This is a genomic window from Mesorhizobium sp. WSM4821 (genome assembly GCF_055901555.1).
In genome coordinates this window covers 4,206,381-4,224,403 of record NZ_CM148371.1, presented here as the reverse complement: position 1 = coordinate 4,224,403, position 18,023 = coordinate 4,206,381, and the positions used below count along the sequence as shown (strand labels likewise).

15 protein-coding genes, 1 tRNA gene and 3 pseudogenes are annotated in these 18,023 nt (G+C 61.7%); 10 read left to right on the top strand and 9 right to left on the bottom strand.

The genetic code is table 11. The features are described 5' to 3' along the window. Positions 1-270: 270 nt before the first annotated feature. The 4 genes and pseudogenes from AC0NID_RS20485 to AC0NID_RS20470 form a co-directional block, all read right to left on the bottom strand. A pseudogene (locus AC0NID_RS20485) lies at positions 271-1,460 on the bottom strand (IS481 family transposase). Positions 1,461-1,524: 64 nt separating this feature from the next. Continuing rightward, the gene (locus AC0NID_RS20480; RefSeq protein ID WP_474033314.1) at positions 1,525-2,415 is read right to left on the bottom strand and encodes an IS3 family transposase; all 891 of its coding nucleotides are present in this window, start codon (positions 2,413-2,415) and stop codon (positions 1,525-1,527) included. Then, positions 2,415-2,771, bottom strand: a complete 357-nt coding sequence (locus AC0NID_RS20475; RefSeq protein ID WP_474033315.1) for a helix-turn-helix domain-containing protein — start codon at positions 2,769-2,771, stop codon at positions 2,415-2,417. The genes AC0NID_RS20480 and AC0NID_RS20475 overlap by 1 nt, the downstream gene beginning before the upstream one ends. 255 nt (positions 2,772-3,026) lie before the next feature. Further along, positions 3,027-3,104: transfer RNA gene (locus AC0NID_RS20470), tRNA-OTHER, on the bottom strand. Positions 3,105-3,514: 410 nt separating this feature from the next. On the opposite strand from AC0NID_RS20470, the gene AC0NID_RS20465 reads away from it, so the two are divergent. Beyond that, the gene (locus tag AC0NID_RS20465; protein ID WP_473459491.1) at positions 3,515-3,739 is read left to right on the top strand and encodes a hypothetical protein; all 225 of its coding nucleotides are present in this window, start codon (positions 3,515-3,517) and stop codon (positions 3,737-3,739) included. Positions 3,740-4,371: 632 nt separating this feature from the next. On the opposite strand, the gene AC0NID_RS20460 is transcribed toward AC0NID_RS20465, so the two are convergent. The 3 genes from AC0NID_RS20460 to AC0NID_RS20450 all read right to left on the bottom strand — a co-directional run bounded on the left by AC0NID_RS20460 (position 4,372) and on the right by AC0NID_RS20450 (position 7,331). Continuing rightward, positions 4,372-5,031 carry a DUF2161 domain-containing phosphodiesterase gene (locus AC0NID_RS20460; RefSeq protein ID WP_473459493.1) on the bottom strand — a complete coding sequence of 220 codons (660 nt, stop codon included), beginning with the start codon at positions 5,029-5,031 and terminating at the stop codon, positions 4,372-4,374. A gap of 205 nt (positions 5,032-5,236) precedes the next feature. Further along, positions 5,237-6,682, bottom strand: a complete 1,446-nt coding sequence (locus tag AC0NID_RS20455) for an IS4 family transposase (protein ID WP_473459517.1) — start codon at positions 6,680-6,682, stop codon at positions 5,237-5,239. Positions 6,683-7,013: 331 nt separating this feature from the next. Beyond that, positions 7,014-7,331, bottom strand: a complete 318-nt coding sequence (locus tag AC0NID_RS20450) for a DUF982 domain-containing protein (protein WP_473456795.1) — start codon at positions 7,329-7,331, stop codon at positions 7,014-7,016. Between the two features lie 471 nt (positions 7,332-7,802). On the opposite strand from AC0NID_RS20450, the gene map reads away from it, so the two are divergent. Then, entirely contained in the window at positions 7,803-8,630 is an 828-nt protein-coding gene (gene map, locus AC0NID_RS20445; protein WP_473456794.1) for a type I methionyl aminopeptidase, read from the top strand. 48 nt (positions 8,631-8,678) lie between these two features. Then, positions 8,679-9,108: pseudogene (locus AC0NID_RS20440) on the top strand (JAB domain-containing protein). Positions 9,109-9,159: 51 nt separating this feature from the next. Here AC0NID_RS20440 and AC0NID_RS20435 read toward each other — a convergent pair. Continuing rightward, positions 9,160-10,697 (bottom strand): annotated as a pseudogene (locus AC0NID_RS20435) (MFS transporter). A 62-nt stretch (positions 10,698-10,759) separates the two neighbouring features. Here AC0NID_RS20435 and AC0NID_RS20430 point away from each other — a divergent pair. Next, a complete protein-coding gene (locus AC0NID_RS20430; protein WP_473456792.1) occupies positions 10,760-11,689 on the top strand; it encodes a LysR family transcriptional regulator in 930 nt (309 codons plus the stop codon). 144 nt (positions 11,690-11,833) lie between these two features. On the opposite strand, the gene AC0NID_RS20425 is transcribed toward AC0NID_RS20430, so the two are convergent. Further along, entirely contained in the window at positions 11,834-12,346 is a 513-nt protein-coding gene (locus AC0NID_RS20425; RefSeq protein ID WP_473456791.1) for a hypothetical protein, read from the bottom strand. Positions 12,347-12,799: 453 nt separating this feature from the next. Between AC0NID_RS20425 and coxB the strand changes: the two genes are divergently transcribed. The 6 genes from coxB (at position 12,800) to AC0NID_RS20395 (ending at position 17,977) form a co-directional block, all read left to right on the top strand. Next, positions 12,800-13,615 carry a cytochrome c oxidase subunit II gene (coxB, locus tag AC0NID_RS20420; RefSeq protein WP_473456790.1) on the top strand — a complete coding sequence of 272 codons (816 nt, stop codon included), beginning with the start codon at positions 12,800-12,802 and terminating at the stop codon, positions 13,613-13,615. 88 nt (positions 13,616-13,703) lie between these two features. Further along, positions 13,704-15,473, top strand: coding sequence for a cytochrome c oxidase subunit I (gene ctaD / locus AC0NID_RS20415; RefSeq protein WP_473456789.1), 1,770 nt, complete (start codon positions 13,704-13,706; stop codon positions 15,471-15,473). Next, positions 15,470-16,174, top strand: coding sequence for a cytochrome c oxidase subunit 3 (locus AC0NID_RS20410; protein ID WP_473456788.1), 705 nt, complete (start codon positions 15,470-15,472; stop codon positions 16,172-16,174). The genes ctaD and AC0NID_RS20410 overlap by 4 nt, the downstream gene beginning before the upstream one ends. 13 nt (positions 16,175-16,187) lie before the next feature. Then, positions 16,188-16,907, top strand: coding sequence for a heme-copper oxidase subunit III family protein (locus AC0NID_RS20405; RefSeq protein ID WP_473456787.1), 720 nt, complete (start codon positions 16,188-16,190; stop codon positions 16,905-16,907). Positions 16,908-16,916: 9 nt separating this feature from the next. After that, on the top strand, positions 16,917-17,321 hold the full coding sequence (locus tag AC0NID_RS20400; RefSeq protein ID WP_473456786.1) for a cytochrome C oxidase subunit IV family protein: 405 nt from the start codon (positions 16,917-16,919) through the stop codon (positions 17,319-17,321). Between the two features lie 182 nt (positions 17,322-17,503). Continuing rightward, the gene (locus AC0NID_RS20395) at positions 17,504-17,977 is read left to right on the top strand and encodes an aminoacyl-tRNA deacylase (RefSeq protein WP_473456785.1); all 474 of its coding nucleotides are present in this window, start codon (positions 17,504-17,506) and stop codon (positions 17,975-17,977) included. Positions 17,978-18,023: the final 46 nt, after the last annotated feature.

Genomic DNA, 18,023 nt, shown 5'->3' with positions numbered 1-18,023 from the left:
TTACTGTTCTGGCCATACATAGAACCTCCGCCCCAGCCCAATCGGGGTAACATCAGGGTAATATACCGGGGCGGTCCAGCGCTAGCCCCTGCGTATGGCCGGTGCCGAAAAATTCCTGAAATCAATTGGTTACGGTGATTTGTGCGGGCTAGCGCTGGCTAACGGGAGGTCGGTATAGGGGCCCTTTCACGGCGGTAACAGGGGTTCGATTCCCCTTGGGCGTACCAGATATTTCATGTACGGCCCGGAGACATTGGTAACAGTTTGTACCTAAGACATGGGTGACAACCTCGTGCCGAACGGGTTGTCGATGGTCTGCAAGGTCCTTTGTTCCAAGTCGATATATCCCAGATCATAGTGCATGAAGCTGACGAGCCAAATGCCGTCGTCGACTTCGGTGATTCCGAGCCTCTGGCCGGCGAGCACGGTCGAGACGTTTATCTTCTTCCTGTGCATGCAGATGCGGCCGCAGGCGGTGACGAGAATGTCCTTGTCATGGAAGGGGTATTCCAGCTCGGGGAGGCCTTGATAGGCTCTTGAAGAAGCTTTGTAGAGCTCGGCTGGCACTTTCATTTGGATCGCCTCGTGGGGCCTCTCGTCGTTGAATTCGCTCATGAAAGCATCGAACCGGGCCTGCTGCTGGAGGGCGTTCATGCCCGGCGGCCGCGTGGTCTCCTGCTTCAGGGTGCGGTGCATGCGCTCATGGCGGCCGTTCTGCTGCGGGTGACCGGGCCTGATGCGCTCGATTTGAATACCGAGCCTGAGCCAAAAGACCGATAGCTTCGAGAGGTTGTAAAGGCCGTTGGGGCTGGCGAAGGGCAGGCCATTGTCGCTTCTGATGGCGACGGGCAGGCCGCGTTCCTTGAAGAGCCGGACGAAAGCCTCGAGGACCGGAACCTCCTTTGTCGATTCAAGGGCTTCGCAGGCAAGCAGGTAACGCGAAGCCTGGTCGGTGACCGTCAGCGGGTAACAGTATTGGCGGTTGCCGAGCTTGAACTCGCCCTTGAAGTCGGCGCACCACAGATCGTTGGGCATAACCGCCTGGGACAGTTGCGTGCCCACGGCCTTGTTCGCCCGGTTCCTCTTGCGGGCTTGGCTCACAAGGCCGTGGCGGTCGAGCACGGCGTGAACGGTGCTCCTGGCCGGGACGCGTACGTCGCCGGCGAGCTTGCGCACCAGCAGCTCGCGTATCTTCCTGGCGCCCCAGTGCGGCTTCTCCCGCTTGCTCTCCACGATCAGCCGCTCGATCTGGTCGGGAAGCTGGTTGGCATAGCGCACCGGCCGCCGCGAACGGTGGTGAGCGCCTCCAGGCCCTCATCCTTGTAGCGGTTGAAGATCTTGTAGCCGGTCTTGCGCGAAATCCCGAACTCCCGGCACACATCGCTCATACCTTCCCCGTCGAGAAGGCGAGCCACGAAACGAAGACGTTCCTCCATCACCGAACACTCTTTCCACGGCATCAACACCTCCGGTAAAAGCCAAAAGTGTTACCTATTGGACTGCACCCCTTCGGTGAGACAGTAATCAGTAACAGTTCTCCTTGTTGTGGATTGCGTTTGGTGTCTTTTGCCGTAGTTGCATGAGACTGGTCTCGTATGCGTCCGGCGAGAGATAGTCGAGGGCAGAGTGCAGGCGCTGCCTGTTGTAGACCACCTCGATGAACTCGCCGATCCTTGTCGTTGCATCGTCTATGTCGCGATAGGCTTGGCCATCCACCTCCTCTTCCTTCAGGGTCCTCATGAATCTTTCGGCCTTGGCATTGTCATAAGGATTGCCGATCCGGCTCATGCTCGGCTGGATGTCGTGGCTTGCAAGTCGTGCCGCGTAGTCAGCGCAGGCGTATTGGACGCCGCGATCGCTATGGTGAATGACACTTCCCGGTGCCGGCCGACGTGCCGCAATCGCCTTGTCGAGCGCCGCAATGGCAAGTTCCGCTTTCAGGTGGGTCGCAATCGCCCAGCCGATGACCTTGCGGCTGAAGGCGTCCAGGACGATCGCCAGGAATGCGAACTCCTCGGCGAGATGGACGTAGGTGATGTCGGCCACCCAGAGCTGGTCGATGTCGGTCAGTTGAAGGCCTCGGGCCAGGTTGGGCACGATGCACCAGTCATGCCTGGTGTCGGTTGTCATCGGCACGAAGGGCGCTTTGCGCAGACACAGCAGATTGTCCTCCCGCATCAGCCGCAGCACGCGCTTGTGATTGGCCAGCCGGCCTTCCCGGCTCAAAAGCACGCCAATTCTGCGATAGCCGTAATGCGGGTTGGCGAGCGCCAGGCGCTGGATGGCGTCGCGCAGGCCCACTTCCTCCCTGCGCGGCGCCATCGCCTGCCAATGGCGGTAGTAGCCCGCGCGGCTCACCCCAGCCAGCCGGCACATCCGTTCCACACTGATCTGGCCTTGCAGCCCGGACGCCATCATCGCTTCGATGACCGTGTAGATGCCGTCCCGCCAGGCGCGCCGCTCTGCTGGCGCGCTTTCCCGACGTGCTGCAAGGCTTGTTGAAAAAAATCGAGATCGACCGCTTGCTGTCCGACAAGCCGCTCCAATTCCGCAATCCGCGCCAGGGCCTTCGAAAGCTCGTCGCTCGACGAAGACTGCAGCGCGTCGCCTCCCTTTTGCTCATGGCCTGTTGCCGCGCCGCGTCTCGGGCGCCCGACTTCGCGCAGCGCCGCCGCTCCGCCCGTGCGGAACTGCTTTTGCCACTGATACAGGCCTTTGCGGGAAATCCCCAACTCGCGTGACAGCTTGCTGACATTGGCCCCGGCAGCCATTCGCTGAACCGCCGTCAACTTGAACGCGCGACTGAACCGCCGCCCAGGATCGTCCGTCCTCATCAGTCCTCCTAACGGAGAACTGTTACCATTTTTTCTGTCTCAAAATCGGGGTGCACTACACTATGTGTCCGGTACAAATCGTCACCTATGTCTCGGGCCGCTCATCAGGCACCTGGCCGAAAACGCCTCTTCCCTATCCTATATTTGGCCAATTTCCGCACAGAATGCGGCGAGATTGCTTGGTGGGAGCTTTGGTGCACTCGGCAGGGATCGAACCTGCATCTGCCCGAGACTTGGGTGGTGGCTCTATCCTGGTTGAGCTACGAGCGCGAACGTTTTCGCAGACTAAGAGAGCAGGTGTCGTTCTATCAACTCGGAGATTGGGGGTAACCGGCACCTGCAATGGAAGTAAGGTCGGGCATGTCGCATCAGCATTGCTAAATTAGCAACCTTGCATGAAAAGCCTATGGTGTTTACCAGCCGGCGCCGCCCCTCTTCAACGCCCCGCCGGTTAGGCTCGGCGGCCTCTCGATCATAAGGCTGTCGAGCCGCCCGAACTTTCTGGCCGTCTTCATGATCCGGATCAGAACCAACAACCATGCCACCGCCACCTTCAGGACGGCCCGCTCACAGTTGAGAGGGGCTGTATCGGGCGGATCGATTGAATGTCGACGTTGCCGTAGAAGTCTTGGGCTGGAACGGTTGCTCGTCTCGAGGGTTGGGATACAGGAGATGCAGGCGTGGCCAAGAAGACGTCAATCGCCGAAACACTGCGACGAACCTCTGACCAACTGAAGAGGATCCGGAAACGCGTCGCCAAAGGCGGTCACGTGGACCAGATGCAAGAGGTCGATGCTCTGGTGGGCCTCGCCAAAGAAGTAGCCGACCGGCAACTGGCCGGGTTGGAAACCCCGGCAAATGGAGACGGTGGCTCTGTGCAAGATTGTGACGACCCAAAGGACTGAGCGTCGTAGACCGCCTCCCGACATTCCGCGATCACGGAATTACTTTGATCGCCTAGCTTGGTATTATACAACGCAAGCGGACCCCAAACCGCCTGGCCGGCGCCCCATCAGGCCCCCCGCCATCTGTTGGTGCCGGCCATCTTCGATTGCAAATCTGGATAGGCGCGCCCGAACGCTCGATCAGCGGATCGGCCGATATCACTGTGGCGTCGGCGGCGAGAAGTTTCTTGAATCCGGTTTTGCTGGGCTTGCGTTCCATGGAAACGCCAAAGCCTCCATCTGCTGGCCAGCCGCCGGTACTCACTCGTTTGGGCATGGATTCGGCTCCAGGCTCATTCGATTTGACGGCCAGGCGAACGGAACATGACCATTTTACTAAAATTAGCGATGATACATGACGGGACTATAGTTCGCGCCAGCCGGCCACCCCTACCGCCAGCCGGTCAGGCCCGGCGGCCGGCTGTTGGTCGCCCCAATAGGGAGCTGCTGGGCCGCCTGAACTCCGGTCTTCCCGGGTCCTTGGGATGAAGTTCGGTGCTGCACTCCGCTCATGAGGCGGCAAGATGCCGTGAACGATCGGCTGGCTCGCACTCATAGCCGGTAGCTGACGGTTGGGGAATCCGTATCGCGTATCATGGAGCCCGCTGCGGCCAGCGCTGTAACGCGGCATGGCCAACGTCGGTAAGCGCATAGACGCCGCGCTCGGCCCGGGCGAACCATCCGTAGACATTGTGAAGCAGGATCTTGGCGGCGCGCGGTGAAATGGTTTTCAGATCGCGTGGGCGCTTCGGGCCATCCGCCATCGCAGCGGCGCAGGCCAGCGCATCCTGTCGGTATGCGGTCATTATCGGGGTTCGGGAACCACCGCCGACGACAGGGTCGCCGCGCCGGCGCCGATGCTCGTCCACCAGGCGCGATCTTCGCCTCGGGTCTCGCCTCGGCGGCAAGGCGGCCGGACTGAGCAGCAGTTCGACGTTGCCGGTGGAGCCAACCCCCAGAAGGCCGAAACCGAGCCGCCGGCAGAGTGCGCGGAACCGGCGATCGTGCTCGCGGCCCTTGCCACGGGCCGACATCCTCGCCGCGAGCCAGACCTCGTCGCATGCCGCGGCGCGATCGACACCTTGAAGTATGAGCTCCAGGTTGAACTGCAGTTTCAATTCGCAAATGACGACCACGGGCGGCTCGCCGTCACGCAGTCCCACGACATCGCAGCCGCCAACTTCACCTTTGACGGTGAATTCCAGGCTCTCAAGAAACCGCTTCACCGGGACGTAGAGAGACGTTTCCTGCATGCCGGAGCCATAGCCGATTCGAGCCTGCGTGGCACAGGGTCGTCGCCTGCAAGACGCCGCCGATCGCGGTTCTCAACGGCGCCGACGAACCGTTCGTCAACACCGACTTCGTCGATACGATCCCGTTCTCCAACCTTTGGGAATGCAGGAAACACCTGATCAGCAATTCCGGCCACGCGCCGTTCTGGGATTCGCCGGCTTCCGATTACCCACATCGTCGGCTTGATCCAATGGAGATGCCGAAGGCGATGTCGTGCAAGCGGGTCATGCCGCGCCAGACGACCATGTTGCCAGGAGGCGGATCATGGTTGCGGGCGAGATAGCCACCAAGCATGGCGATTTGCAGCAGGTAAGCGGCGAGCGTGGGCCGTTGGAGGCGCGGTCGCATTCGGGACGCGTCGATCCGGTCGAGCGCAGTGATCTCGGCGAAGGTGAGAACGCTGTCGGGCGCGGCGTCTGGCTTGGCGCGCGCCGACATAGTGACGAAGAATATGCGCCAGCTGACCACCGCGATGAGGGCGAGGAACTTCGCCAGCCTCTCGGCGGTCTCGAGCCTAGCCTCCTCGGCACGGCAGCCGGACTTCATGACCTTGTGGAACACCTCCGCCTTCCAGCGCAGGGCGTACCAGCCGAGCTTCTCGACCGCCACGGAGAGATCTTCGACCGGCAGGTTGGTCACCAGCTTCCAGTCGATCGGCTCGCGGCCGGGCGGCGGATTCTCTTCGAGGGCGTGGATGTAAGTCAGAACCTGCGGACTGTAGCGCTTCTGCTTGCCCACCGGCGGCAAGGTGTTGATGGCGGCGAACTTCACCTGCAGCCAGGTCGTCTCGTCCTGATCGACCGTAATGCGATGACGTCCCGCCCAAGGCGCCGCCGCAAGTTGGGCAAAGACGCGATGAGCAGGATCGTGTGGGGCAGCATCGGCAGGCCGCTCTGCCAGCCTGTTCGTCTGCACCCGCACGAGGAAGCTGGTACCAAGGTCCTGCGCGGTGCAATAGAGCTCGTAGATGTCGCTCTCCCGGTCACCCACATGCACGCAGCGCTCGGGCGCGCCAACGAGCGCGATGGACTGGCGCAGGTTCTCCAGCCAGCGGTAGCTCTCCTTCGTCTCGATCGGCACGCGCGTGGGATTGATGTGCCGCTTGAGCGCGAGCGTTCCCTTGAACTTCGTTCGTGTCCAGAACTTCGCCGCCGTCAGACCGAGGGGTGTGCCGGTGAGGGTGACGGCCAGGCTTGAATGCATCAGCACCCCGCACAAGGTCAGCACGTTGGGCTGCCCGGCCTTGTAGCGCCCGGCGTTGATGGTTTTGGTGAAGCCGATTTTGCCCGGCTGCGCGCGGCTGTAGATAAATTCGGTCGTGTCCTGCAGGATAAGGATCGGACCTTCGCTCGCCGCAACGCGCGCCGCGGTCGCAGCGAAATGGCCAGCGAGAACGCTATGTTCTGTCACACGCGGGTTGTCAAAGAAGCGGTAGGCCGCCTTCGCCGCCGCCCAGTCGCCGCAGGCCGCCGGGATTGGCTTGCCCGGCGCAGCTGACATCTGATCCAGCAACCGTTGCAGCCGACGGGCCAGACGCTTGTCGGGAAGGGCCGCCGCAGAAAGCTCTTCCTCCTGCCAAGCGGCTTCGCTGCTGCTGGTCTTGTCTCGCATCCCTGACGCCTCCGTGATTCGGCGTCACGGACAGAATCACGGCAGATTCATACGAGGCAATAGGCCCGCCGACGATGTGGGTAATCGGAAGATTCGCCGGACCGGTACGACCCGATCTTCGACCGGTTCCTGAAAAGCCTGGAAACCGGCTGGCGCGGCCTGCCAGGCGCCGTGTAATGCCTCCACGCCTTGGTCAATCCCAGGGGCGGAGGAAGGAGTGAAGCGACGCGGCGCAGACCCTTGGATGACGAAGGGAGAGAAGGATTCAGCCAATCGCGTAGATTTGCGGCAGGCGGCTGGATTTGCCACCATCGATGATCGGCCCGACCTGTCAAAATCCCTTTGCCTGGCCTCTAGCTCTCACCCCCCTCGCCCTGCCTCCTCGCTTGCCCGGAACCAGCATATCCCTGGCAAGCAGGCTGCTCACCCGGCAGAACGCCATGAACGCCCGCCAAGCGTCCTCGGTCTTGACGAGGTCGACCGTGGCGCCGAAGCAGGCATTGAACGCAGCCTGGTAAACCGGGCCCTGCCGGCGAACCGGCCAGCCCTGCAGGAAATCGAGCGCCTGTTCGACGCTGTATATTTCCTCGATCGGCAAACCGGGCGCGGGCGTGATACGCACCGGTACCTCGAATTGCAGCCTGTCCATTCGTTTCTCTCCCGAGCGACGTTCCCGCAGCAACGCCATCCCCTGGCAAAAAGTTGCCTTGGCCATCTTCGGACCTGGGGGCTCATTCTCTCGAAGGTGGCTGACGGCAAGGTCAAATCGTGCCGTCACCTCGATTTGGAGCCCGCGAAGGCTGGCGTCGCAGCCTGACACAAAAAACCCGCCTCAGTGGACGGGTTGTCGGCGCTACTCTGCACCATGAATAAATTCCTAGCATAACTGCCGTCACCTGTCAAGTTGGAACTACCCAAAGCGTCACCTGACTAGGCCGCCCTGGGCCCGATGCCTACGCGCAACGCGGGCTGGGAGGCACAAAGCTGAGCCCGCACGGCACGAATTTCGCCGGCTTATGCCCGTCGCCGGCAGTTCGTCCTTGAACCTGGCGCCTTCCGGTGCCAAATCTGGGAGGATTTTCGCGCGGGCTCATCAGAAGCCCCGGCAAGACGGGCAAGAATGGTCACCTATCTCGACGCCGCCACGGCACCACTCAGAAATACCGGGCAGATCCGCCTCTACGGCGAGGAAGGCTTCGCCGGCATGCGCAAGGCCTGCGACCTCACCGCGCGCTGTCTCGACGAACTGGTGTCGATGGTCGCGCCGGGCGTCACCACCGAAGCGATCGACCGTTTCGTCTTCGAGTTCGGCATGGATCACGGCGCATTGCCGGCGACGCTCAACTATCGCGGCTACACGAAGTCGTCCTGCACCTCGATCAATCACGTAGTCTGCCATGGCATTCCCGATAACAAGCCGTTGAAGGACGGCGACATCGTCAACATCGACGTCACCTACATCCTCGACGGCTGGCACGGCGATTCCTCGCGCATGTATCCGGTAGGCACGATCAAGCGCGCCGCCGAGCGCCTGCTCGAGGTCACGCACGAGTGCCTGATGCGCGGCATCGCCGCCATCAGGCCCGGCGCCCGCACCGGCGCCATCGGCGCCGCCATCCAGACCTATGCCGAAGGCGAGCGCTGCTCGGTGGTCCGCGATTTCTGCGGCCACGGCGTCGGCCAGCTGTTTCACGATGCGCCGAACATCCTGCACTATGGCAACGCCAGCGAGGGCGTCGAGATGCGGCCGGGCATGATCTTCACGGTCGAACCGATGATCAATCTCGGCCGGCCGCACGTGAAAGTGCTTTCGGACGGCTGGACCGCAGTGACACGCGACCGCTCGCTGTCGGCGCAGTATGAGCACACGATCGGCGTCACCGAGACCGGATGCGAGATTTTCACGCTGTCACCAAAAAACCTCGACCGCCCCGGTCTGCCGGCATAGTGTTTCTCCCGGCGCCGGACCTTTCCGGTCAGGGGAAGCGGGCGGCCTATGGCGACAAAGAGCGGCGACGAGCGGAGTTTCTTCTCCGAAAATCAGTTCCAGCCTCCAGTGAAAACCAAGACGAGCGAGAAAAAGCCGCATTACCTCGGCCACCGTGACCGCCTGCGCCAACGGTTCGCCACCGCGGGCCCCGACGCCCTTCCCGACTATGAATTGCTGGAGCTCTTGCTCTTTCGCCTGCTCCCTCGCGCCGACACCAAACCCGTCGCCAAGGCGTTGCTGACGCGCTTCGACCGGCAGTATTCGAGGACCTGCGTCCACGTCGACAAGACCGGGAGACCCCACGCCCTCGCGGGCCGACATCGAGATGACCAAGCTGGTCATCCCGACGGCCAAACCGCTCGGCATTGCCGTCCACGATCACATCATCATCGGCAAGAAGGGCCACTCGAGCGTGAAGGGCCTGCTGCTGATCTGAGGCCCTGTTTGAACATGCACCGGCATGTCGTCGGAAGCGTCCGGATTGCGCTCAGACTACGGTGTCATGACACGCAGACATCGAAGCGCGTGCCGCGAGAGCTCGGCTTCCAACTGCTATGGCGAGCGCGACGACGATCAGAATCGCCGCGACCGCGAACGTGATCCGCATACCGGCGGCAACGGCCTCGGAACGCGCCATTGCGATGTCGCTCGCCCCTGAGGCGAACGCGAACACGGCGCCCATGGCGGATGCGCCGGTGATGAGCCCGAGATTGCGTGACAAATTGAGCAAGCCGGAGATAACGCCCCGCTGGTCCGGGCGGATCTCTGTCATGACGGCGGTGTTGTTGGCCGTTTGGAACAGCGCATAGCCTGATGTGATGACTGCGATTGGGACGATGTAGCCAGGGATGCCTAGCGTCGTCGGCACGATGGATAGAATGAAGCAACCGGCCGCCATCCCCGTGAGCCCAACCATGCTCATGCGCCCAGCGCCAAAACGGTCCGCTGCGCGACCGGCTGGCACACCGGTCAGCGCAGCGACAAGCGGACCGGCCGACATGACGATCCCAACAAGAGCCGCATCGAGCCCGAGCGCATGAGACAGATAGAACGGCCCGACCACCAGCGTCGCCATCATCACCGTCGAGACGAATGTGCCCGTAGCGAGGCTCGCACTCAACACTGGATCACGAAACGCCGCCAGTCGGATCAAAGGCGAAGCCGCCCTCGCCTCGGCGAGTACGAAGAAGCCTGTTCCTAAGCCAGCAGCCAACAGCAGAGCCATGTTGAACGGACCAAAACTGCCATGCCCGATCGTCATCGCGAGCGCATAGGCGCCAAGCGCCAAGGCAAGCAGCAGCGTACCCACAACATCGAAGCCGGCCCGACCCGTGTTCGGCTCCCGGCGGTCGGCCGGCAGATAGCAATAGGCGAGAACAACGGCCAGCAAGCCCAGTGGCACGTTGACGAGGAAGATCGCCCGCCAACCGGCTCCGGCAATCAGAAGGCCGCCGAGCGATGGACCGAGGGCGGTGCCGATCGCCGACATCGTTCCAAGCAGCCCCATGGCGCTGCCGGTCCTTGCCTTCGGGATTGTCTCACCGACAAAAGCGATGGTGAGGGCCATCATGACAGCTGCCCCTAAGCCCTGCGCCAGCCCGAGCAGCAGCACCAGCGCGGCGGCGCGACGCCACAGAGGACCGAGGCCACCGTGAACAGGAAGAGGCCTGCCAACAGCAGCCGGCGGCGGCCGGTGATATCACCGAGCCGTCCGACACTGACGATAAGGGTTGTGATGGCGAGGAGATAAGCCAGCACGATCCACTGGACTTCCTGGAACGAGGCGTTGAACGCCTGCGTCAAGCTTGGCAAGGCAACATTGGCGATGCTGATGCCGAGTGAGGACAACAACATGGATAGCGAAAGGCTGGCGAGCGCCCACCGAACCGAAGGTGCCCGTTCCGCATTTCCGGTGACTGCCCCTGCTGCATCGATTGGCTTCACATGAACTCCGTTTTCTGGCGACTCCGGAACGGATCTGGCAGACACGTAATCCTTTGCCAAGTATGACGGAAGACGCATCATCTGCACTTGATCATTGCGTTTGATGCCATGCCAGATCGCGCCGACCATGCTACGATCCATTCATGTCGCATCCCGATCTCAATCTGCTTGTCACCCTCGATGTGCTACTGACGGAAGGCAGCGTGGCACGCGCCGCCAGAAGGCTGCGGCTTAGCCCGTCGGCGATGAGCCGGGCGCTGGCGCGCTTGCGCGAGACGACGGGCGATCCGCTGTTGGTCAGAGCCGGACGCGGCCTTGTTCCGACACCCCGGGCCCTCGAACTTCGCGAGCGGGTCGGTCAGCTTGTGCAGGACGCCAGAGCCGTTCTGCGTCCTGTTGAGACACTCGACCTGAAACGGCTTGTGCGAACCTTCACGCTTAGAAACCAGGACGGCTTCGTTGAGAATTTCGGACCGGATCTCATAGCGCGCGTCAGCGAACAAGCACCGGGCGTGCGGCTGCGTTTTGTGCTCAAGCCGGACAAGGACAGCACGCCCCTGCGCGACGGCAGCGTCGACCTTGAAACGGGCGTCGTCGGAAAAGCCACGGGACCGGAGGTGCGCGCGCAAGCGCTATTCCGTGATCGATTCGTCGGTGTCGTGCGGATGGGGCATCCATTATGCGAGATCACCATCACCCCTGCCCGCTATGCAGCCGGCCGGCACATCCTCGTCTCCCGTCGCGGGCTCGACAGGCGACCGATCGACGATGTCCTTGAGCCGTTAGGGTTGAAGCGGGAGATCGTGACGGTCGTCGGCGGCTTTTCGGAAGCTCTGGCACTGGCGCGTGCCTCGGACCTGATCGCCAGCGTTCCCGAACGCCATACGGGAAACCTGCGCGATGGAATGTTCTGTTTTCCTCTGCCGGTTCCCTTGCCGGAAATCGCGGTTTCACTTTTGTGGCACCCGCGGCTGGATGCCGATCCGGCGCATCGCTGGCTGCGCGCATGTGTTCGAGACGTTTGCATGGAGCAATTCACCGATACATCGAAGCGTCGCTCCGAACCGCCCTGAGCGCATCGGGGCGGCCACTCCGGACTCGTTATCGCAGCCGCGGCGCGTCGATCGCGGCGATTTCCTCCGGCGAGAGCGGACCGGCGGCCGGCGCGCAATCGACAGAAGGACCACTCCCGTATGAAGGGCCCGCTGCTGACCCGATTACGGCAGTTCGGCGTTGCAGGCGCCGGCGATCTGGCCGACCGCCTCGCTGAACCCGGCGAGGTCGAAATCGGCCTCGCCTCGCCCCGACAGCAGCCCGAAGCGCCAGGACAGATGGAGCCGGTCTGCGAAAACCAGTCGCCTGATGCCGTCGGCACCGTCCCGAACCAGCGTCCTGCCTCGCGTGCCGACCGACCAGCTCTCGTTGACTTTGCTGGCCTTGTCGACAGTTACCGACACGGTGATGGTGCGGCTGGCGGAGACGGCATCGTTCAACCGCAGCCATTCGCTCCAGCGCGGTTCGCCATTCGCGCGGCAGGCAATGGTCAGGACCGGGCTGTAGCTCAAGGCGCCGCCGCCGGTGATGAGCTTGTTGGTGGCGTGGAGCGAGGCGGTGACCCGACCGTCGCTGCCCGTGTCGAACCGCCAATTGTCAGGTGCGCTATAGGCGTGGGCGATGCCGCAGATCAACGCCGTGGCGACCACGCCTCCGGTACCGACGAATAGCTTCAACGATGCCTCCAACCCTGCACTTTGCAACACGGTGCAGATAGTTATCAAAACCTCGCATCGCCAGCCGCGAAGCGCTGCCTGGGCGCACGAATCTGGTGCCTACCCCCAGCTCGAAAATTGGAATCGATTCTCCGATAACACAATGTGCGGACAGTAAGAGTTCAGAGCGCACTTAATGCGTCCAAGTGGACGCATGCGACTTTAAGGTCACAGCGAAAAAGGCCGCATTGAGGGCTGCCTTCGCAAGTCGGCAGAATTGCCGTGTTGTTTGGCGCTCCGGGCAGAGATTTTTCTTCGGCGCAGCCTTCTTCTTGGGTTTTCCACACCATCGTCATTGCGTTTTCGGCCGATCGGAATACCGCACTAGAATTTCGACGGGAAATCGAGCTATGATGCGATTGGCATCACCTGGGACGGCTTCACGCCCCTTGGAATGCCGGGAGGAAACGGGATATGGCCATCGCGCTTGTACTCGTTTTGGTCGTTGTGGGCTCAGTGTTGTTTCACTTCCTGAGCCCATGGTGGTGGACGCCGATTGCCTCGAATTGGGACTATATCGACAACACCATCATCATCACCTTCTGGATCACCGGCGTCGTCTTCGCCGCCGTCGTCCTATTCATGGCCTATTGCGTCTTCCGCTTCCGTCATCGGGAAGGCAATCAGGCGGCGTACGAACCCGAGAACAAGCGGCTCGAATGGTGGCTGACGATCGTCACCGCGATCGGAGTCACGGCCATGCTGGTTCCCGGCCTGTTCGTCTGGAACCAGTTCGTCAGCGTTCCAAGCGACGCGACCGTTGTCGAAGTCGTGGGCCAGCAGTGGCAGTGGAGTTTCCGCCTGCCTGGCAAGGACGGCAAGCTCGGCACATCCGACACCCGCAACGTCAGCGCTGAAAATCCTCTGGGCGTCATCGCTGGAGATCCCAACGGCCAGGACGACGTCGTGGTCGAAGCCGCCGACCTGCATCTGCCGGTCGGCAAGCCGGTCAAGATGCTGCTCCGCTCGATCGACGTGCTGCACGATTTCTATGTTCCGGAATTCCGCGCCAAGATGGACATGATCCCGGGCTCGGTCACCTATTTCTGGTTCACCCCGACCAAGACTGGAACCTTCCAGGTCCTGTGTGCCGAACTTTGCGGCCAGGGACATCCTTTGATGAATGGTGTGGTCATGGTCGACACGCAGGAAGATTATCTGGCGTGGCTCGGCGAACAGCAGACCTTTGCGCAATTGTCGGCCCCCCAGGAGGTGGGCTCGGCAGAGTAGACGCCGGGAAAAACGGCGACGTGGGTTGAAATTGCGGCAGGGCTCGAAACTGTCGAGTCTGGCCGAAAAAGGGCACGGAGGTGTTCCTATGGTCGATGTCACACCTGCAGATGCGGTACCGCCGGCCGAAGTCGCGGAGATGGAACTCTACCATCCGCACAGCTGGTGGACGAAATACGTCTTCTCGCAGGACGCCAAGGTCATCGCCATCCAGTATTCGGCGACGGCGACCGCAATCGGCATGGTGGCGCTGGTGCTGTCCTGGATGATGCGGCTGCAGCTCGGCTTCCCCGGCACGTTCGACTTCATCACCCCGGAAGCCTACTATCAGTTCATCACCATGCACGGCATGATCATGGTGATCTACCTGCTCACCGCACTTTTCCTGGGTGGCTTCGGCAACTACCTGATCCCGTTGATGGTCGGCGCTCGCGACATGGTTTTTCCCTATGTCAACATGCTGAGCTACTGGATTTATTTGCTCGCCGTGCTGGTTCTGGTGTCGAGCTTCTTTGCGCCCGGCGGACCGACGGGCGCCGGCTGGACGCTCTACCCGCCGCAGGCGATCATGACCGGCACGCCGGGCGGCCAGGACTGGGGCATCATGCTGATGCTCGTCTCGCTGATCCTGTTCATCATCGGCTTCACCATGGGCGGCTTGAATTACGTCGTGACGGTGCTGCAGGGCCGCACGCGCGGCATGACGCTGATGCGCATGCCGCTGACGGTCTGGGGTATCTTCACCGCGACCGTCATGGCGCTGCTCGCCTTTCCGGCGCTGTTCGTCGCCTGCGTGATGATGTTGTTCGACCGTGCGCTCGGCACCTCCTTCTTCATGCCGGCCATCGTCGAGATGGGCGAACAATTGCAGCACGGCGGCGGCAGCCCGATCCTGTTCCAGCATCTGTTCTGGTTCTTCGGCCACCCGGAGGTCTACATCGTGGCGCTGCCGGCCTTCGGCATCGTATCCGACCTTATCAGCACCCATGCGCGCAAGAACATCTTCGGCTACCGGATGATGGTCTGGGCCATCGTCGGCATCGGCGCGCTGAGCTTCATTGTCTGGGCGCACCACATGTATGTCAGCGGCATGCATCCCTATTTCGGCTTCTTCTTCGCCACCACGACATTGATCATTGCCATCCCGACCGCGATCAAGGTCTACAACTGGGTGCTGACGCTGTGGCGCGGCGACATCCACCTCACCATCCCGATGCTTTTTGCCCTCGCCTTCATCGTCACCTTCGTCAATGGCGGGCTGACCGGGCTGTTTCTCGGAAATGTCGTCGTCGACGTTCCGCTGTCGGACACGATGTTCGTCGTTGCCCATTTCCATATGGTCATGGGCGTCGCCCCGATTCTCGTGATCTTCGGCGCGATCTATCACTGGTACCCGAAGGTCACCGGCCGGATGCTGAACGAGGCAATGGGCCGGTTCCATTTCTGGGTCACCTTCCTCGGCGCCTACCTGATTTTCTTTCCCATGCACTACATCGGCCTGATGGGCGTGCCGCGCCGCTATAACGAACTGACCGACATGACGGTGATGACCGAATCGGCCCACGATCTGAACTCTTTCATCAGCATCATGGCATTCCTCGTCGGCTTTGCTCAGGTCGTGTTCCTTTTCAACCTGATCTGGAGCATCCGCCATGGTCGGGAGGCCGGCGGCAATCCGTGGCGTGCCACGACGCTCGAATGGCAGACGGCTGAAACACCGCCCGCCCATGGCAATTTCGGCAAGGAATTGCCGATCGTCTATCGCTGGGCCTATGACTACAGCGTGCCGGGCGCCAAGGAGGACTTTATCCCGCAAAACATGCCGGGCACCTTCGGTTCCTCAAGGGAGCCGGCATGAGCGTCATTCTGGTCTTCCTTCTCGTGATCGCCGGCTTTGCCGGATGGTGGCTTTCCCACCAGCGGCTGATGGCGAAGCCATGGCTCGAGCAAGGTGTGATTGGGGATACTATCGGCTTGGAAGGGTCGACGCTGCCGACCGCCAAGATCGGCCTGGGCGTCTTCCTCGCCGTCGTCGGCTGCCTGTTTGCGCTGTTCACCAGCGCCTATTTCATGCGCATGGCGCTGTCGGACTGGCAGGCGCTGCCGTTACCGCGCGTGCTCTGGTTCAACACCGGCGTGCTGGTCCTGAGCAGCATCGCGCTGCAATGCGCCTCGATCGCCGCGCGCCGGGGCCAGATCGACACGGTCAGGCTTGGTCTCGTTACGGCTGGGCTCACCGCGCTTGCCTTCCTGATCGGGCAGCTTGTGGCATGGCGGGAACTGACCGCCGACGGCTACTTGCTGACCGCCAATCCGGCCAACAGTTTTTTCTACCTGATAACCGGGATGCATGGCCTGCACATAGTGGGAGGGCTGGTGGGCCTGGGCAAAACCACCGCCGGCGCCTGGAACGGAACCCGGCCGGAGCGGCTTCGCCTCAGCGTCGAATTGTGCGCCATGTACTGGCATTTCCTGCTTTTCGTCTGGCTCGCGATCTTCGCGCTTCTGGCCGGCTGGGCCGCTAGTTTCATCGAGATTTGCCGACAGTTGCTGACCTAGGAGGGCCGGACGGATGGCAGAGACGACAGTGACGCATATCGGCCAGACACCGCGGCCGGCGGGCCTGCAAGGCGTCGCCGCCGATTGGTCCTCGGATCAGCGCGCGTTCAAGAACGTGTCCTGGGGCAAGGCCATGATGTGGATCTTCCTGCTCAGCGACACCTTCGTCTTCGGCTGCTTCCTGCTCTCCTACATGACCGCGCGCATGTCCACCCGAGTGCCGTGGCCCAATCCAAGCGAGGTCTTTTCCCTTCATATTGGCGGTTCGGACATTCCCCTGATCCTTATCGCCATCATGACCTTCGTGCTGATCTCGAGCAGCGGAACGATGGCCATGGCGGTGAATTTCGGCTATCGTCGCGACCGCCGCAAGACGGCGATCCTCATGCTTCTGACCGCCGCGCTCGGCGCGACCTTCGTCGGCATGCAGGCCTTCGAATGGACCAAGCTGATCACGGAGGGGGTGCGGCCCTGGGGCAACCCGTGGGGAGCGGCGCAGTTCGGGTCATCCTTCTTCATGATCACCGGCTTCCACGGCACTCATGTCACGTTTGGGGTGATCTTCCTGATCATCGTGGCGCGAAAGGTCTGGCGCGGAGATTACGACACGGGACGGCCCGGCTTCTTCACCAGCCGCAGGGGCCGCTACGAAAGCGTCGAGATCATGGGTCTCTACTGGCATTTCGTCGACCTGGTCTGGGTGTTCATTTTCGCATTCTTCTATCTTTGGTGAGAGGCAGACATGGCTGAAGCAACCGCAAACGGTCTGGGGCAACATACGCTGCACGAAGCTCAAGCGCATGATGCGACAGCAACCGGCATCGCCACTGCGGAGGTTCATCAGGAGCACCCGATCAAGCTCTACCTGGTGGTCTGGGCATGGCTGTTCATCCTCAGCGCCGGCTCCTATATGGTCGATTATATCGGCCTCCACGGCTATCTCAGATGGTCGCTGATCCTGATCTTCATGATGCTCAAGGCCGGGCTGATCGTCGCGGTCTTCATGCACATGGCCTGGGAAAGGCTGGCGCTGACGTATGCGATCATATTGCCGCCGGTCCTGGTGCTGGTGTTCGTGGCAATGATGGTCTTCGAATCGGACTACACGCTTCTCACCCGGATGGTGTTCTTCGGGGCCGAACCCTGACGCTCAAGCCGAAACAGGCTTTTCGTCGGCATTTCCCGTCAAGCTCGGGAGGTTTGCGTCCGCTCTGTCCGCCTTGCCTTGAAACGATCGACAGCAGGCCCATTTTTGTCATCAGCGGAACGACAGAAGGAGAACGATATCAGTCGTTTTCCCGTCGCGAACTCCAGCAAGGGAGGCTCAAGATGACGATCGCAAACAGACTGAAGGACTTTATCGACGGGAAAGGGGTGCCCTACGACACCGTCGCGCATCATCGCACATCGACAAGCAGACAGGCCGCCATAGCGGCACATGTGCCCGGCAGCATAATGGCCAAGTCGGTGGTCGTTCACCACGACGGTGGCTATGCGCTTGCCGTGGTTCCCAGCACGCACAGGATCGAGCTCGGCACGTTGCAGGACGTCATGGACAAACGCATCGGCCTAGCCTCCGAAGACGAGGTGGTTTCGCTTTTCGAGGATTGCGATACCGGCGCCGTTCCGCCGATCGGCGCGGCTTACGATGTGCCGGTGATCCTCGATGAAAGCCTCGGTGATGCCGCAGACATCTATTTCGAGGGCGGCGACCACAAGACGCTGGTGCATGTCAGCGGCAAGGATTTCCGCAACCTGACCAGCGATGCACACCAGGCCCGCTTCAGCTATCCGGCATACTGAACGCTCCGCCCTGCCCGCACCGGCATTCTCGCCGGTGCGGCAAGGC